17 protein-coding genes and 1 pseudogene are annotated in these 14,530 nt (G+C 65.5%); 4 read left to right on the plus strand and 14 right to left on the minus strand.

Translation table 11 applies throughout. The features are described from left to right. Positions 1 to 99: 99 nt before the first annotated feature. The 6 genes and pseudogenes from V6M39_RS12545 to hisF all read right to left on the minus strand — a co-directional run bounded on the left by V6M39_RS12545 (position 100) and on the right by hisF (position 5,436). Positions 100 to 678: a Trp biosynthesis-associated membrane protein gene (locus V6M39_RS12545; protein ID WP_332644151.1), complete on the minus strand. Its 579-nt coding sequence runs from the start codon at positions 676 to 678 to the stop codon at positions 100 to 102. Further along, positions 675 to 1,013 (minus strand): phosphoribosyl-AMP cyclohydrolase, encoded by a 339-nt coding sequence (gene hisI / locus V6M39_RS12550; protein ID WP_332644152.1) that lies wholly within the window; start codon positions 1,011 to 1,013, stop codon positions 675 to 677. Before hisI ends, V6M39_RS12545 begins: the two co-directional genes overlap by 4 nt. A gap of 13 nt (positions 1,014 to 1,026) precedes the next feature. Further along, the gene (locus tag V6M39_RS12555) at positions 1,027 to 2,865 is read right to left on the minus strand and encodes an ABC transporter ATP-binding protein (RefSeq protein WP_332644153.1); all 1,839 of its coding nucleotides are present in this window, start codon (positions 2,863 to 2,865) and stop codon (positions 1,027 to 1,029) included. Next, positions 2,862 to 3,650, minus strand: a complete 789-nt coding sequence (locus tag V6M39_RS18110) for an ABC transporter ATP-binding protein (protein ID WP_442880797.1) — start codon at positions 3,648 to 3,650, stop codon at positions 2,862 to 2,864. Before V6M39_RS18110 ends, V6M39_RS12555 begins: the two co-directional genes overlap by 4 nt. A 150-nt stretch (positions 3,651 to 3,800) precedes the next feature. Then, a pseudogene (locus V6M39_RS18115) lies at positions 3,801 to 4,529 on the minus strand (ABC transporter transmembrane domain-containing protein); the annotation flags it as partial. A gap of 145 nt (positions 4,530 to 4,674) precedes the next feature. Continuing rightward, positions 4,675 to 5,436: an imidazole glycerol phosphate synthase subunit HisF gene (hisF, locus tag V6M39_RS12565; RefSeq protein WP_332644155.1), complete on the minus strand. Its 762-nt coding sequence runs from the start codon at positions 5,434 to 5,436 to the stop codon at positions 4,675 to 4,677. A 53-nt stretch (positions 5,437 to 5,489) separates the two neighbouring features. On the opposite strand from hisF, the gene V6M39_RS12570 reads away from it, so the two are divergent. Genes V6M39_RS12570 through V6M39_RS12580 form a run of 3 tightly spaced genes read left to right on the plus strand, consistent with a single transcriptional unit; the run spans position 5,490 to position 7,079 of the window. Further along, complete coding sequence (locus V6M39_RS12570) at positions 5,490 to 6,134, plus strand: hypothetical protein (RefSeq protein WP_332644156.1); 645 nt, start codon at positions 5,490 to 5,492, stop codon at positions 6,132 to 6,134. Beyond that, positions 6,134 to 6,727 carry a hypothetical protein gene (locus V6M39_RS12575; protein WP_332644157.1) on the plus strand — a complete coding sequence of 198 codons (594 nt, stop codon included), beginning with the start codon at positions 6,134 to 6,136 and terminating at the stop codon, positions 6,725 to 6,727. The genes V6M39_RS12570 and V6M39_RS12575 overlap by 1 nt, the downstream gene beginning before the upstream one ends. 4 nt (positions 6,728 to 6,731) lie before the next feature. Then, positions 6,732 to 7,079 carry a hypothetical protein gene (locus V6M39_RS12580; protein WP_332644158.1) on the plus strand — a complete coding sequence of 116 codons (348 nt, stop codon included), beginning with the start codon at positions 6,732 to 6,734 and terminating at the stop codon, positions 7,077 to 7,079. On the opposite strand, the gene V6M39_RS12585 is transcribed toward V6M39_RS12580, so the two are convergent. The 6 genes from V6M39_RS12585 to hisD all read right to left on the minus strand — a co-directional run bounded on the left by V6M39_RS12585 (position 7,076) and on the right by hisD (position 12,045). Further along, entirely contained in the window at positions 7,076 to 7,597 is a 522-nt protein-coding gene (locus V6M39_RS12585; RefSeq protein WP_332644159.1) for a DUF1707 domain-containing protein, read from the minus strand. The genes V6M39_RS12580 and V6M39_RS12585 overlap by 4 nt on opposite strands. Before the next feature lie 3 nt (positions 7,598 to 7,600). Next, complete coding sequence (gene priA / locus V6M39_RS12590; RefSeq protein ID WP_332644160.1) at positions 7,601 to 8,326, minus strand: bifunctional 1-(5-phosphoribosyl)-5-((5-phosphoribosylamino)methylideneamino)imidazole-4-carboxamide isomerase/phosphoribosylanthranilate isomerase PriA; 726 nt, start codon at positions 8,324 to 8,326, stop codon at positions 7,601 to 7,603. Between the two features lie 23 nt (positions 8,327 to 8,349). Then, positions 8,350 to 8,982: an imidazole glycerol phosphate synthase subunit HisH gene (gene hisH, locus V6M39_RS12595; protein WP_332644161.1), complete on the minus strand. Its 633-nt coding sequence runs from the start codon at positions 8,980 to 8,982 to the stop codon at positions 8,350 to 8,352. A 70-nt stretch (positions 8,983 to 9,052) separates the two neighbouring features. Further along, on the minus strand, positions 9,053 to 9,652 hold the full coding sequence (hisB, locus tag V6M39_RS12600; protein WP_332644162.1) for an imidazoleglycerol-phosphate dehydratase HisB: 600 nt from the start codon (positions 9,650 to 9,652) through the stop codon (positions 9,053 to 9,055). Continuing rightward, positions 9,649 to 10,725 carry a histidinol-phosphate transaminase gene (locus V6M39_RS12605; RefSeq protein WP_332644163.1) on the minus strand — a complete coding sequence of 359 codons (1,077 nt, stop codon included), beginning with the start codon at positions 10,723 to 10,725 and terminating at the stop codon, positions 9,649 to 9,651. Before V6M39_RS12605 ends, hisB begins: the two co-directional genes overlap by 4 nt. 3 nt (positions 10,726 to 10,728) lie before the next feature. Next, positions 10,729 to 12,045, minus strand: coding sequence for a histidinol dehydrogenase (hisD, locus tag V6M39_RS12610; protein WP_332644167.1), 1,317 nt, complete (start codon positions 12,043 to 12,045; stop codon positions 10,729 to 10,731). 26 nt (positions 12,046 to 12,071) lie between these two features. Here hisD and ybaK point away from each other — a divergent pair, with 26 nt between their 5' ends. Then, positions 12,072 to 12,563, plus strand: a complete 492-nt coding sequence (gene ybaK / locus V6M39_RS12615) for a Cys-tRNA(Pro) deacylase (RefSeq protein ID WP_332644164.1) — start codon at positions 12,072 to 12,074, stop codon at positions 12,561 to 12,563. Here the strand turns inward: ybaK and V6M39_RS12620 are convergent. After that, positions 12,560 to 13,048, minus strand: coding sequence for a hypothetical protein (locus tag V6M39_RS12620; RefSeq protein WP_332644165.1), 489 nt, complete (start codon positions 13,046 to 13,048; stop codon positions 12,560 to 12,562). The genes ybaK and V6M39_RS12620 overlap by 4 nt on opposite strands. Next, positions 13,045 to 14,530 (minus strand): helix-hairpin-helix domain-containing protein (locus V6M39_RS12625; protein WP_332644166.1); only part of this gene is annotated, 1,486 nt, incomplete at its 5' end. The genes V6M39_RS12625 and V6M39_RS12620, both read right to left, overlap by 4 nt.

Here is a 14,530-nt window from a genome sequence, read left to right on the forward strand (position 1 = left end):
GCCGATCGTGATGCCGGCCAGACACAACAGAACTGCGGTCCAGGCGGCTGGCGATGATCCGTGCATGATTCTCCTCGTGGGTCGTGAACTTCGCTCAGACTACTGGGTCGGATCCCGACCCTCGTCCAATGCCTTCCACATGTCGTGGTCATCCTGAGTCTGCTGCGCACTCGGGCGTACGGGCGGCGCGTCGTAACGGCTGCTCATGGTCGGCCACTGCGGTGCCCAACGCGTTGTGGTTGCGCCAAGAATCGCTGCCGCGGCGAACGCGAACATGGCGACGAATCGCCACGACGATTCTTCAACCACGTCAGGGTGATTGCCGCCCGTGAACGCTGGTGACTTCTCGACCGCAGCAGTCAGCGTGTCAGCCAGGGCGTCGCCGCCGAGCACGACGATCCAGATCCCGACGAGCGCCACGACAACTGTCAGGACTCCGACAGCGCGGCGTATGCGCTTGGACGCCGCCAGGATCGCCAGCGCCGACGCGATGATGACCAGTGCCAACGCCGACGCGAGCGGATGCGCATCCGTGCCGGTTGCCGAGACCTTGTCGGTCGTCAGCCCATCGGCCACAACTTCCGAGCGGGCCCAGATGCGGCCGAGCGCAAAGAACGCCAGTCCCCCGGCGGCCAGCGTGCCGAGCACGACCGGTGCGTAGAGGCGCCGAGGGGTCACAACAGCTGGTCCGCTTCGAAGCAGGTGCGATCTCCCGTGTGACATGCAGGGCCGGTTTGATCGACGATCACCAGAATCGTGTCGCCGTCACAGTCGAGGCGAACCTCGCGGACTGCCTGCGTGTTGCCGGACGTGTCGCCCTTGACCCAGTAGTCCTGACGGCTGCGGCTCCAATAGGTGCCGCGCCCCGTCGTCAGGGTCCGATGCAGCGCCTCGTCATCCATCCAACCGACCATGAGCACATCACGGCTCTCGGCATCCTGGACGACTGCGGGCACAAGGCCATCCGCGTCACGCTTGAGGCGTGAAGCGATGGCTGGATCAAGGGAGCTCACGTTGTCCAGTCTGTCAGGCGGGCTCGACAACCGTGTGCGAGGCAAGTGAAGCCTGTGCGATCCAGCTGGCGTGCAGGCGTGAGTAGACCCCGCCGGCATTGACGAGCTGAGCATGCGTCCCGTCCTCGACCAGCTGACCTGCGTCGAACACCAGGACGCGATCGGCGTTCTCCGCCGTCGAGAGGCGGTGGGCGATCGTGACGCTGGTACGGCCGTCGAGCAGTCGGTCTAGCGCACGGGTCGCACGGAGCTCGGTCTGCGGATCGACTGCACTGGTGGCCTCGTCGAGAACGATGAATTCGGGATCGGCAAGGGCAGAGCGTACGAGCGCGACAAGCTGTCGTTCTCCGGCAGACAGAGACTCACCGCGCTGACCCACCTGGCTGTCGAGTCCTCGAGGCAGCGCTGCGTACCAGTCGGCGAGACCCAAGTCGTTGATGACGTCTTTGAGCTCTGAGTCGGTGGCGTCCTGCTTGCCGTAGAGAAGATTGGCGCGCAGCGTGGCGTCGAACAGGAAGCCTTCCTGCGGCACCATCAGGATGTGCTTGCGCAGCTCCTCGAACGAGACCGTGCTGATGTCCTGCCACTCCCCGGATTGAAGCTGGCCTGACGGGATGCCGAGCCTGACCGCTCCTGAGGTCGGATCCATCAGTCGCGTCAGCAGCTTGGCGAACGTCGTCTTGCCTGAGCCGGTCTCGCCAACGATGGCGACCCTCTGCTCAGGCTCGATCGTGACCTCGATGCCCTTCAGCACGTCCGGGCCATCTGGATAGGCGAAGGTCACCTTGTCGAAGTGGGCGCCAAGCGTGCCACCGGGCAGTGAAACGCCCGTGTTGCCCGGGTCTACGACATCCGCGGGCGTGTCGAGCAGCTCGATGACGCGACGCCAGGACGCGATGGCGTTCTGCGCGTCAGTCAGCACCTGAGTTGCCATCTGGACCGGTCCGACGAGCAGCCCCACGAGGAACGCGAACGCGATGACAGTGCCGATTGACAGATCACCGCGCACGCCGAGGATCACGCCGAAGGCGATGACCCCCGCGTTGGCGAGTCCGCCAGCAACGCCGGCCGAGGCGAAGGTGACCGCGACGAGGCGCTGCGCCTTGACGTTGGCATCGAGGTTGCCCTTGATGCCGGCATCGACGCGATCCTGGGTACGGCGCTCGATCGCGTAAGCGCGTACGACGGACGCGCCGACGACGGGCTCAGCGATGACCGCCAACATCTCGCCGACGGTCCGGCGCACGATGTCGTACGCACGGCTCAGCCGGTCGGCGAACCACTTCAGGCTGATGAAGAGCGGCAGGAAGGTGACGAGCACCACGACCGTGAGCTGCCACGAGTAGTAAGCCATGATCCCGGTCGCCACCACGATCTGTCCGACGCTGACGACGAGCATGATTCCGGTGAACTGCAGGAACTGTGAGATCTGGTCGATGTCGGAGGTCACCCGCGACACGAGTACCCCGCGACGTTCGGCATTCTGCGTCAGCATCGACAGGTCGTGCACGTGACGGAACGCGTCGACGCGCATCTGCGCGAGCCCCGTCTCACTGGCGACGAACAGGCGTACGCGCATCCAGTAGGCAATCAGGCCGGTCACGATTATCAGCAGCGCTGCGCCTGCGAGATACCAGGCGACATCACTCAGCCTCGTCTCGCCGCCGTCGCCGAGGCCGGAGTCAACGGTGACCTGGATCAGGATTGGGACGACCGAACCGCCGACTGTGCTCAGCATGGCGAGCACCAGAGTCAACCCGAGGCCATCCTTGATCGCCGGGGACAGCGAGAGGCCGCGACGGACGATCGCCAGCCCCGTAAGCCGGTCGGCTTCTGCCGTGATCTCGCTCATGAGAGTGCCTCCCTCGCGAGGTCGTAGGCGTTGACGAGGTTGCGGTAGTCGGCGGAGCGAGCGATGAGCTCGTCGTGGTTGCCGCGGTCAGCGATGACACCGTCGTCGAGGAAGACAACTTCGTCGGCCAACGCGATGGTCGCCTTGCGGTAGGCGACGACGAGCACCGTCGGGCCGTCCGCATCAGACGTGTGCGCGGCCAGAGCCTTGAGGATGCGCTGTTCGACCTCAGGGTCGACAGCACTTGTCGCATCGTCCATCACCAGGAGTCGTGGATTGCGTACGAGGGCACGGGCCAGCGACAGCCGCTGGCGCTGGCCGCCCGACAAGGTCGTGCCGCGCTCGCCCAGCTCGCTGTCCAGGCCGCGCGGCAGCGCCGAGACGAACCCGTCGGCCTGCACGGTCCGCAGCGCAGCCCACACGTCTTCGTCGGGGTAGTCACCGCCGAGCGTGACGTTCGCGCGCACGCTGTCATCGAACAGGAAGGTGCCCTGCGGTACGACGGCGATCGCGCGGGCAAGCTCGTCGTGGGTGAGGTCGCGGATGTCGACACCGTCAACCGAGATCGTGCCGGCGTTGGGGTCCACCAGTCGCGTCAGGAGCGAGGTCAGCGTGCTCTTGCCGCTACCGGTGGCGCCGACGACCGCGACGACCTGGCCGGGTTCGACCTGAAGGTCGATGCCCTTGAGCACATCGCGATCGGCATCTGCGAACTGGAACGACACCTTCTCCACGTTGAGTGCGACGGGGCCCGTGCCCTCGAGTGACGCCTCGCCGTACGACATCGAGCCGCGCTCGTCGAGCACCGACTCGACGCGGTTCCAGCCGACGACGCTGCGCGGAAGCTCGCCCAGGACCCAACCGATGGCGCGCACAGGGAACGCGACAACGGTGAACAAGTAGGAAACCGAGACAACGTCACCCGGATCGGCAGCGCCGCTCGCGACCCGGCCGATACCGAGAACGATGACGAGCAGGATGCCGAAGCTGGGCAGCGCCTCGAGCAGCGGATCGAACATGCTGCGAATGCGGCCGGCCTCGATGTTGGCGTCGCGCAGCTCCTCGGTGACGCGCTTGAACCGCTCGGTCTCGTCGGACTCACGACCCAAAGACTTCACGACCATCGCGCCATCGAACGACTCATGCGCGACGGCGCTGACGGCCCCGCGCAGCGACTGCGCGTGCGCGACCTTGGGCGACAGCCAGCGCTGGTAGTAGACGTTGATCAGGAACAACGCGGGGAACACGACCAGACCGACCAACGTCAGCACGACGTCGGCGGCAAGCATCGCGACTATCGCTGCGACCAGCATCGCGATCACACCGATCGCCATCGGCAACGGCATGAACACCGCCCAGGCCGCTTCGACATCGGCGTTGGCGTTGGACAGCAGCTGCCCCGTCGGGTGGCGGTGGTGCCACGACATCGGCAGCGCGAGGTACTTGCGGGTGACCTTGCGGCGGTAGGTGGCGACAAGTCGGTAGTAGACGATGCCGCCGATCAGTCGCCTGCCGATGACGCCGAGCGCGCGAAGGATCGCGACCGCCATGAACAGTGCGATCGCCGCGAACAGTGCGCCTTCCGCAACGTCGCCACGAGCGAACGACGGGCGGATGACGTGATCCGTCGCCCAGCCGAGCACCCAGGCATCGGCGACGGTCATCGCACCGAACAGCAACGCTCCGAGCACGGAGATCGAGAACAGGAACTTCTCGTCCCGGATGCCGCGGCCGAGCAGGCTCACGCCACGCCGCGTGATGCGGCTGTGGTCGTCAGATCCCAGATCGCCGTCGGGCGTCTTGGTCGTGCTATCGGACACTATGACCGGCTGCTTGCAACGTCTCTTTTACCTGTCTGATGGTCAGCTCACCGAAGTGGAACACACTCGCGGCGAGCACGGCGTCAGCACCGGCATCAATGGCCTGCGGGAAGTGCTCGAGCCGGCCGGCGCCACCACTCGCGATGAGTGGCACTTGTGTAACGCTGCGGACCGCCCGAATCATTTCCAGGTCGAAGCCATTCTTTGTGCCGTCTGCGTCCATCGAGTTGAGCAGGATCTCTCCGGCACCCATCTCGGAGGCCGTCCGAGCCCATTCGACCGCGTCGAGCCCAGCAGATGTACGACCGCCGTGCGTCGTGACTTCATAGCCACTCGGCTGGTCCGCGCTGCGACGAGCGTCGACGCTGAGCACCAACACCTGGTTGCCAAATCGCTGGGCGATCTCGGCAACCACTTCGGGCCGGGCGATCGCGGCCGTGTTGATCGCGACCTTGTCGGCCCCGGCGCGCAGAAGACGATCAACATCGTCGGGTGTGCGCACGCCCCCACCGACTGTCAGCGGTATGAAGACCTCGTCGGCCGTACGTCCCACCACGTCGTAGGTGGTCGAGCGGCTGTCGGACGATGCCGTGATGTCGAGGAACGTCAGCTCGTCCGCGCCTTCGGTGTCGTAGATCTTGGCCATCTCGACCGGATCGCCCGCATCACGCAGGTCGACGAAGTTGACGCCCTTGACCACTCTGCCGTTGTCGACATCCAGGCACGGGATCACGCGTACGGCAAGACTCACCCAACGAGCGTATCTGCCCACACGGACGGTCTTTTCACCACTAGCATCGACGCATGCTGACTGGATGGAACGCGAAACACACCCTTGCCGCGATCGCGATGCTTCTGGTCTTCGGACTGGTGCTCGTGTTCGCGCTCAACCGTGGTGGCGACGACGACACCCCAGAGGCGACGGCGACCCCCACGCCCACTGCGACGACTGTCACCACCACGACGCCGACGCAACCCGCCGAGGAACCGTTCGTCGTGGCACCAGGGCGTGTTGGAGCTGCCTTGGTCGGCATGTCGAAGGCGCAGGCCGCCGCCACCGGACTCTTCAACACCGACGTCGACCACGGCTCCGACGACTGCCGCGGGGTCTCGCCCCTGGAGTGGAAACCGTCGGTTGGCACAGGACTCGATGTGTTCCTGAACGACTCGGACCGCATCGTGTCGATGGGCATCAGCGCAGGCGGACCCAAGACCGCCGAAGGAATTGGGGTTGGCAGCACGCTCGGGCAGATACAGGACGCCCACGCCGATCTCACCCCGGTCGAAGAAGCGGGGTTCGACCAGTCCGGCAACTACATCGTCGTCGGCGACCGCTACCTCGGATTCCTGTACAACGAGAACGCGTTCGATACGACTGAGTCGTCGAAGGTGGTCTTCATGGAGGTCACCAAGGGTGACAAGCCAGAGCTGATCCGGGACGGCTGCTGATGCGCCGCACGATGGCGGGGGCTGCTGCACTGATCCTGCTTCTTGCGGGCTGCGGCGGTTCTGACGAGCCGACCCCACCCGGGACGACCTCCACCCCAAGCGCAACGGCCTCGACCACCACGGCTCCAGCCGAACCGACCGAGTTCGTCGTACGTCCGGGGAGTATCGGCGGAGTCAGCGTCGGCATCACCAAGGAGCAAGCGGTCGCAACCGGCTTCTTCAATGCTGACGTCGACGGCGTCGCGGGTTGCACGTTCGAGCTGCAGTGGAAGAAGGAGTACGACGGTGTCGACGTACTCACCGACGAGGACGGCAACATCACCTCTCTCGGCGTACGTGAGGGTGGCCCCAAGACCTCAGCTGGCGTCGGTATCGGCAGCACGCTCGCCGAGATCCAGGCCGCCTATCCCGACGCTTCCGAACCTGCCGAGCTCGGCTTCGGCCAGGCCGGCGTGATCCACACTCTCGGCGACGATCACATCGGTTTCCTGTTCGGCGACACCACGGTCGACTCGATCAAGCCCGGCTCGAAGGTGACCTTCATGGAGGTCACCTCTGGCGACGAGCCCGAACTCATGCGCAGCGGCTGCTGACCTGGTGACCACCACACACCTGTGCGACTACTGTCGCGCTGCCATCGACACCCGTACCGATACGCCGCTCATCGTGGGAGTCCATCGACGAGTCGACACCGGCGAGTGGGACGACCCGCCGAGCACCCTCGTGAGCGGCGAGGAGCTCACCTTTCGCTACTGCGACCAGCAGCATCTCGCGTTACACATGCAGCGGATCCCACTCCCGCCCGTCAGGCGTGACGACGACTTGCCCGGTGGCGGTGTCGTCCTCGGTGTGTTCCTCGGCTTCGTCATTGTGGCCGGATTGCTTGGCCTGACCGTCTATGGCGGAATTCAGTTCTGGCAAGAGATTGCGCAGGGGTGGTTCTAGTCCAGGTCGCGGGTTGTACGGCGGGTCTCGGCGATGTTGTCCGCAATGTCCTTGATGCGCGTCGCGGCATTGTCCCGCGTCGATCGGTAGACCAGCCACGACCACCCGATGGGGACCACCGGCCAGATCGCCCACCACGGAGCTCCGGCAAGACTCGTCGCCAACCAGATCGCGACGGACGAAACCGTCAGGAACACGAAGCGGTTGCGGGCATTGCGAAGCTCGCGTCCGTACTTCACGACCGCCTTGGGCTGGATGTCCAGCGCCACCGGATTGGGCGTGAAGTCGTCAGCAGCGGCAACCAGGTCCGCAACGAGCTCGTGCACCTGGCCGAGCGTGCCAACGCCCAGTGCCACATCGACTCGCTTGTCGTACTCAGTCAACGTCAGGCGGCCGTCGGCAAAAGCCTCACGCAGTACGGCACCCAGGGCATCACGGTCGGCATCGGTCGCCTTCAGGGTGGGAGACGTACGCGGATCAGCCGAGAACGTCGACCAGATGTCGTCCGATGCCGTCACGGATTAGGCCTCTTTCACAGCGGTGAGCGCCTCCGGCAGCGTGAACGCTCCGGCATACAGCGCCTTGCCGACGATGCTGCCCTCGACACCGATCCCGGTCAATCCGGCGATCGCCCGCAGATCGTCAAGGCTGGAGACTCCGCCGGAAGCCACCACGGGCTTGTTCGTGGCCGCACACACCTCGCGCAGCAGGTCAAGGTTGGGCCCGGTCAGGGTGCCGTCCTTGGTCACGTCGGTGACGACGTAGCGCTCGCAGCCATCGCGCTCCAGTCGCTCGAGCACCTCGAACAGGTCGCCGCCCTCCTGCGTCCAGCCGCGAGCAGCAAGCGTGTGACCGCGTACGTCGAGTCCCACGGCGATCTGGTCGCCGTACGTGGCGATCGCCTGGGCGCACCACTCCGGGTCCTCGAGGGCTGCAGTGCCGAGGTTGACGCGGGTGCAGCCGGTCGCGAGGGCCGCCTTGAGCGACGCATCGTCGCGAATGCCGCCCGACAGCTCGACCTTGACGTCGAGTCGACCGACGACGTCGGCGAGCAGCTCACGGTTGGAGCCGGTGCCGAATGCTGCGTCGAGGTCCACGAGGTGGATCCACTCGGCCCCATCGGTCTGCCATTGGAGGGCAGCGTCGAGCGGTGAGCCGTACGAGGTCTCGCTGCCGAGCTCACCCTGCACCAGGCGCACGGCCTGGCCATCAGCAACGTCAACGGCGGGAAGAAGTTCGAGAGTCACCGGAGCAGCGTATCGGTGCAGGCTCAGAGCGTTGCGAGCCAGTTGCGAAGCAGCTGCGCCCCGGCGTCGCCCGACTTCTCCGGGTGGAACTGCGTCGCCCACAACGGACCGTGTTCGACAGCCGAGACGAAGCGGTCGTTGCCGTACTCGGTCCACGTGACCGCCGGTGGTTTTAGAGCAGGAGGTTGCGACAGCACCCAGTTGCGCACGCCGTACGAGTGCACGAAGTAGAACCGTTCGTCCTCGATTCCCGAGAACATCTGGGTCCCCTCGCCGGGCATGACAGTGTTCCAGCCCATGTGCGGCACGATCGGTGCCTGGAGCCGCTCAACAACGCCTGGCCACTCACCGCAGCCCTCTGTGCGCACGCCATGCTCGATGCCCTCGCCAAACAGCACCTGCATGCCCACACAGATGCCGAGCACCGGGCGGTTGGCGATGAGCCGACGCTCGATGATCCGTACGCCGTCAACTGACACCAAGCCCGCCATGCACGCCGCGTACGCGCCTACTCCTGGCACCAACAGACCGTCCGCCTCTGCGGCCACCTTCGCGTCGCTCGTCAGCTCGGCTTCGGCTCCGGCACGCTCGACGGCACGAACTGCCGAGCGGAGGTTGCCTGAGCCGTAATCGAGGACCGCGACGCGAGGCTTCAATGACACAGTGCGCCTCTGGCGCTCCAAACGGTGATCGAGTAGCCGCGAGGGACGAGCGGCGTATCGAGATTCACAGAGCACCCTTCGTGCTGGGGATGCCTGACTCGCGAGGATCGATCGCGACAGCGTCACGCAGCGCACGTGCGACGGCCTTGAACTGCGCTTCCGCGATGTGGTGCGGATCGCGCCCGTCCAGCAGGCGTACGTGCAGGGTGATCGCAGCGTGGTGCGCGATCGACTCGAAGACGTGTGCGGTGAGTGCACCGGTGTACTGGCCACCGATGATCGCCGTGATCTGCCGATCGGGCTCGCCGCTGTGCACGAAGTAGGGACGTCCGGAGACGTCGACGACCGCCTGAGCGATGGACTCGTCAAGCGGTACGAGCGCGTCGCCGTAGCGGCGAATGCCGATCTTGTCGCCGAGTGCCTCACGGAGTGCCTGACCCAGGCAGATCGCGGTGTCCTCGACCGTGTGGTGCGCGTCGATGTGGATGTCGCCTTCGGACCGTACGGTCAGGTCGATCAGCGAGTGACGCGAAAAAGCCGTCAGCATGTGGTCGTAGAAACCCACACCTGTCGAGATGTCACTGACGCCAGTTCCGTCGAGATCGACCTCGACGACAACATGCGACTCAGAGGTCTTCCGTTCGATTCGGGCTTGGCGCGTCATCGGGTCACCTCCTGTAGTGATTGTCGGAAAACGGCGTTTTCGGCTGGCGTGCCGACTGACACGCGCAACCATCCTTCGGGTCCAGTCTCCCGTATCAGGACGCCGCGGTCGACCAAGCCCTGCCAAATGGCGTGTCGATCGGCGAATCTGCCGAACAGGACGAAGTTCGCATCGGAGTCGGCGACCTCGTGACCCTGGTCCTTCAACCACGTCGCGAGCTCGTCCCTTGAGGCGCGAATTTCGTCGACCCGGGCGAGCAATTCATCGCTGTGGGCGAGAGCCGTGATCGCCACGGCCTGGGTGACGGCGGACAGGTGATAGGGCAATCGGACGATCCGGAGCGCATCGATGATGGCGGCATCGGCGGCGACATACCCAAGGCGTCCGCCAGCCAGCGCGAAGGCCTTGCTCATCGTGCGCGAGACCAGTAGTCGCGGGAACTCATCGAGTACTTCAAGCGCCGTCGGCGTGCCCGCGCGGCGGAACTCCGCGTACGCCTCGTCGACGACAACGACTCCCGGTGCGACCTCCATGACAGCCCGCACAGCGTCCAGCGGCAGCGCCGTGCCGGTGGGGTTGTTGGGAGACGTCAGCAGGACGACATCGGGCCGCTCGGCGGCGATCAGCTTGAGCGCGCGCTCGAGGTCAATCGTGAAGTCCTCTTCGCGTGTCCCGGTGACCCAGCGGGTGTGGGTGTCGCGGGCGTACTCGGGATACATCGAGTACGTCGGCGCGAACGACAGCGCTGTGCGCCCCGGGCCGCCGAATGCCTGCAGGACTTGCAGCATGACCTCGTTGGAGCCGTTGGCCGCCCAGACGCGGTCAGCAGTCAGTCCATGGCCGAGATAGTCGGCCAACGCCGTGCGCAGCGCCGTGGCCTCACGGTCTGGATAGCGATTGAGCCCGCTCGCAGCAATGCGAACAGCCTCCGCAATGTCCGCCGCCACCTGCGCGCTGGGAGCGTACGGATTCTCGTTGACGTTGAGGTTGATGACGTCGGGGATCTGCGGCGCACCGTACGGCTCGAAGGCGCGCAGGTCGTCACGGATCGGCACCCACTCGGGAACGGGCATTGTCTAGTGCTCCCGAGAGGTACGGATCGACACGGCAGAGCCGTGCGACGGGAGATTCTCCGCCTCCGCGAGCGCGACCACATGGTCGCCGACCTCGCGCAAGGCGTCGGCGGAATAGGTCACGACGTGCATGTTGCGGCAGAACGCCCGCACCGAAAGACCCGAGGAGTGACACGCGCAACCAGCCGTCGGAAGCACGTGATTGGAGCCCGCGGCATAGTCGCCGAGGGAGACCGGAGTGTGGTTGCCCACGAAGATGGCTCCCGCATTGACGATGCGCGCAGCCACGGCTTCGGCGCCGGCTGTCTGGATCTCGAGGTGCTCGGCGGCGTACGCGTTGGCGACGTCGACGGCCTGGTCGATGTCGCGTACGAGAACGGTCGCCGACTGCTGGCCCGTGAGCGCCGTGCGGATTCGCTCGGCGTGCTTGGCGACGGTCACCTGTGACTCCAGCTCGGCATCAACCTGGCTGGCGAGCGTCTCGCTGTCGGTGATCAGCACGCTCGCAGCCATCGGATCGTGCTCGGCCTGGCTGATCAGGTCAGCCGCGACGAACGCAGCGTCAGCCGAGTCGTCGGCGATGATCGCGATCTCGGTGGGTCCTGCCTCGGCATCGATGCTCACGATGCTCTGCAGGTGACGCTTGGCGGCCGCGACGTAGATGTTGCCGGGTCCGGTGATCAGGTTGACTGCCCGGCACTCCCCTGCGCCGTACGCGAACATCGCGAGCGCCTGAGCCCCACCTGCGGCATAGACCTCGTCAATTCCGAGCAGTGCACACGCGGCAAGGATCGTCGGGTGCGGAAGTCCGCCGAACTCCTTCTGCGGTGGGCTCGCCAGTGCGATGCCGGGTACGCCTGCGACCTGCGCCGGGACCGCATTCATCACGACGGTGCTCACGAGTGGAGCAAGACCACCCGGAACGTAGAGGCCGACTCGCTGCATCGGGACGATGCGGCGCTCGACCACAGCTCCCGGAGCGACGTCGCTGACGATGGTCTGCTCGAGCTCCGCCTCGCAGGTCTGGCGGAGTCGGCGAACGGATTCCTCGAGGGCGACCCGGACATCGGGGTCGAGATCGGCGAGCGCATCGACCAACGCTGCGGCGGGAACCCTGAGCTCGGCGGGGCGTACGCCATCGAACTTCTCGCCAGCGTCGAGCACTGCTTCGACCCCACGATCGCGAACGTCGTCACAGATCGGACGGATCGTCGCGAGCGCCTGATCGACGTCGAGTGCCGCGCGCGGGACGGCAGCGCGATAGACCCCCTGACTTTCGTCGGGAGTTGGACTGAGTTTCCTCGCATCGAGGCGGCGCATCACGTCGGCAAGTCTATGGTGAACGTGTGGGAGCCAACGGGAAGCCCAACGATGCGACGCCGGCCTTCGTCGCGCTCCATCGCGCCGATGTCGCGTTCACCACGCACTCATACACCCATGACCCGCGCGCGGACTCGTTCGGCATGGAGGCTGCAGAGGCCTTGGGCGTCGACCCGGGCCGCGTGTTCAAGACACTCATGGCCCTGGTCGACGGCAAGTTGTGCGTCGGCATCGTGCCGGTCATGGGCTCCCTTGACCTGAAGGCACTCGCCGAAGCGCTGGGCGGCAAGAAGGCGCAAATGGCCGACACGGCGCAGGCTCAACGGGCGACCGGCTACGTCATCGGTGGCATCTCGCCGTTTGGCCAGAAGCGTCAGCACCCGACCGTCATCGACCGGTCATCGACCAAGTGGCCAACGGTGTTCGTCTCGGGCGGACGCCGCGGGTTGGAAGCTGAGCTCGACCCGGCCGATCTCGTACGTGTGACGTCAGCCGTGGTGGCCAGACTCGCGCGCTAGAACTCGTGTGCTCCGACGTGGTCGGGCGCTTCCTTGCTCATCCAGGTCGACAGCACCACGCCGAGAATGCCGAAGAGCGGCCACGCCACGAATGGCGGGATGCTGTCGATCTCGAGCTTGGACGGCAGGAAGTCACCGACGTTCGGATCGACGGCGGCCTGTGGGCCCTCCGGACCCAGCGCCACTCCCACCTGCCAGGCGATCACAGCGGCGACGAGGGTCGTGAGGATCACGAATGGGGTGAGTCGCCAACCGAGGTCGCGCAGCGCGAACGTGGTCGCAAACCCCCAGATCAGCGACACAATCGCCCCTGCGATCACGAACACGACGATGACCCCGAACTGGTCTCGCGCAGCTATCTCGGTCAGCACGATGCTGCCGTCGGCGCGCACCTCCCACTCAGCAGGTGTGGCCTGCCACTGCCAGACAGCACCCGCCGCAACACCCAGCAGCAGCATTGCGACGACGGAGACCCACAACTTCACGACAGGCAATGCGGACCCAGCAGCTCTTTGAGATCGGCGATCAGCGACGACGAATGAGCGACCCGCAGGGTGTCATCGAGCCGCATGACCTTGGTTGTGCCGTTGCCGATCAGCCGCAGGTGCACCTCGGCCGTACCGGGATGCGCGCCAAGCACCTGCTTGAACGACGCGATCGTGTCGGGCGTGCAACGTGCGACCGGCAGGCTGACCTGCAGCGGTGTGTCAGGTCGGCCGTCACCCATTGCAGGCATCGTCACCTCGAGGGCGTTGATCTCGATGCCATCGTCGTTGCGCCGAATGCGGCCCTTGACGACGACGATCGTGTCGGGGATCAGCACCGGAACTGCGAGCTGATAGGCGCCCGGGAAGACCATCACCTCGATCCCACCTTCGAGATCCTCCAGGGTGACCGAGGCCCAGCTGTCGCCCTTCTTGCTCATGCGCCGCTGGACGCCGGTGATGAGTCCGCAGATGCGTACGGTGCTGCCGTCCGGTCGCTCGAGGTCGGTCAGCAGCTCGCCGACCGTGCAGTCGCTGCTGGCCTTGAGCACGTGCTCCAAGCCCTGCAACGGGTGGTCGGAGACATAGAGACCCAACATGTCGCGCTCGTAGGCCAACAGCTGCGTCTTGTCCCACTCCGGCATCGAACCGGGGACCTCGATGGCGCCGCCGCTGAAGACGTCATCGCCGCCACCGAACAGTGAGTCCTGCCCGATCGCCGCTTGTCGTTTGAGGTCGATATAGAGATCGACACCCTCCTCAGCCACCGATGTCAGCGCCCGACGGCGATGCCCAAGCGAGTCGAACGCACCGGCCTTGATGAGCGAGTCGAGCACGCGCTTGTTGCAGACGTGGGTCGGCACCTTGCCGAGGAAGTCGTTGAAGTCAGAGTAGGCGCCGCTCTCAGTGCGCGCTTCGACGATGCCGGCGACGACGTGCTCGCCGATATTGCGGATGGCTCCGAGACCAAAGCGGATGTCGGGGCCCACCGAGGCGAAGTTGGACACTGACTCGTTGACGTCCGGCGGGAGCACCTTGATGCCCATGCGCCGGCACTCATTGAGGTAGATCGCCGACTTGTCCTTGTCGACACGGGTGCTGGTGAGCAACGCCGCCATGTATTCGGCCGGGAAGTTGGCCTTGAGGTACGCCGTCCAGTAGGAGATGACTCCGTAGGCCGCCGAGTGTGCCTTGTTGAAGGCGTAGTCGGAGAACGGGAGCAGGATCTCCCACAGCGTCTTGACCGCCTTGGCTGAATAGCCGCGCTCGAACATGCCGGCTTCAAAGCCGGCGTAGAGCTTGTCGAGCTCGGACTTCTTCTTCTTGCCCATCGCGCGTCGGAGGTTGTCGGCTTGACCAAGGCTGAAGCCGGCCAGCACCTGGGCGATCTCCATCACCTGCTCCTGATAGACGATCAGGCCGTACGTCTCGCCGAGCACCTTCTCCAGCGGCTTCTCGAGCTCAGGGTGGATCGGGTCGATC

The sequence above is a fragment of the Aeromicrobium sp. genome, assembly GCF_036675695.1.
Classification (GTDB): Bacteria; Actinomycetota; Actinomycetes; order Propionibacteriales; family Nocardioidaceae; genus Aeromicrobium.

Excerpts from the sequence above, each read along its gene's own strand:
- V6M39_RS12555 (WP_332644153.1), bottom strand. The coding sequence starts at position 2,865 with ATGAGCGAGATCACGGCAGAAGCCGACCGGCTTACGGGGCTGGCGATC.
- V6M39_RS18110 (WP_442880797.1), bottom strand. The coding sequence starts at position 3,650 with ATGTCGTACGGCGAGGCGTCACTCGAGGGCACGGGCCCCGTCGCACTC.
- V6M39_RS12570 (WP_332644156.1), top strand. The coding sequence starts at position 5,490 with ATGCTGACTGGATGGAACGCGAAACACACCCTTGCCGCGATCGCGATG.
- V6M39_RS12575 (WP_332644157.1), top strand. The coding sequence starts at position 6,134 with ATGCGCCGCACGATGGCGGGGGCTGCTGCACTGATCCTGCTTCTTGCG.
- hisB (WP_332644162.1), bottom strand. The coding sequence starts at position 9,652 with ATGACGCGCCAAGCCCGAATCGAACGGAAGACCTCTGAGTCGCATGTT.
- V6M39_RS12605 (WP_332644163.1), bottom strand. The coding sequence starts at position 10,725 with ATGCCCGTTCCCGAGTGGGTGCCGATCCGTGACGACCTGCGCGCCTTC.
- hisD (WP_332644167.1), bottom strand. The coding sequence starts at position 12,045 with ATGCGCCGCCTCGATGCGAGGAAACTCAGTCCAACTCCCGACGAAAGT.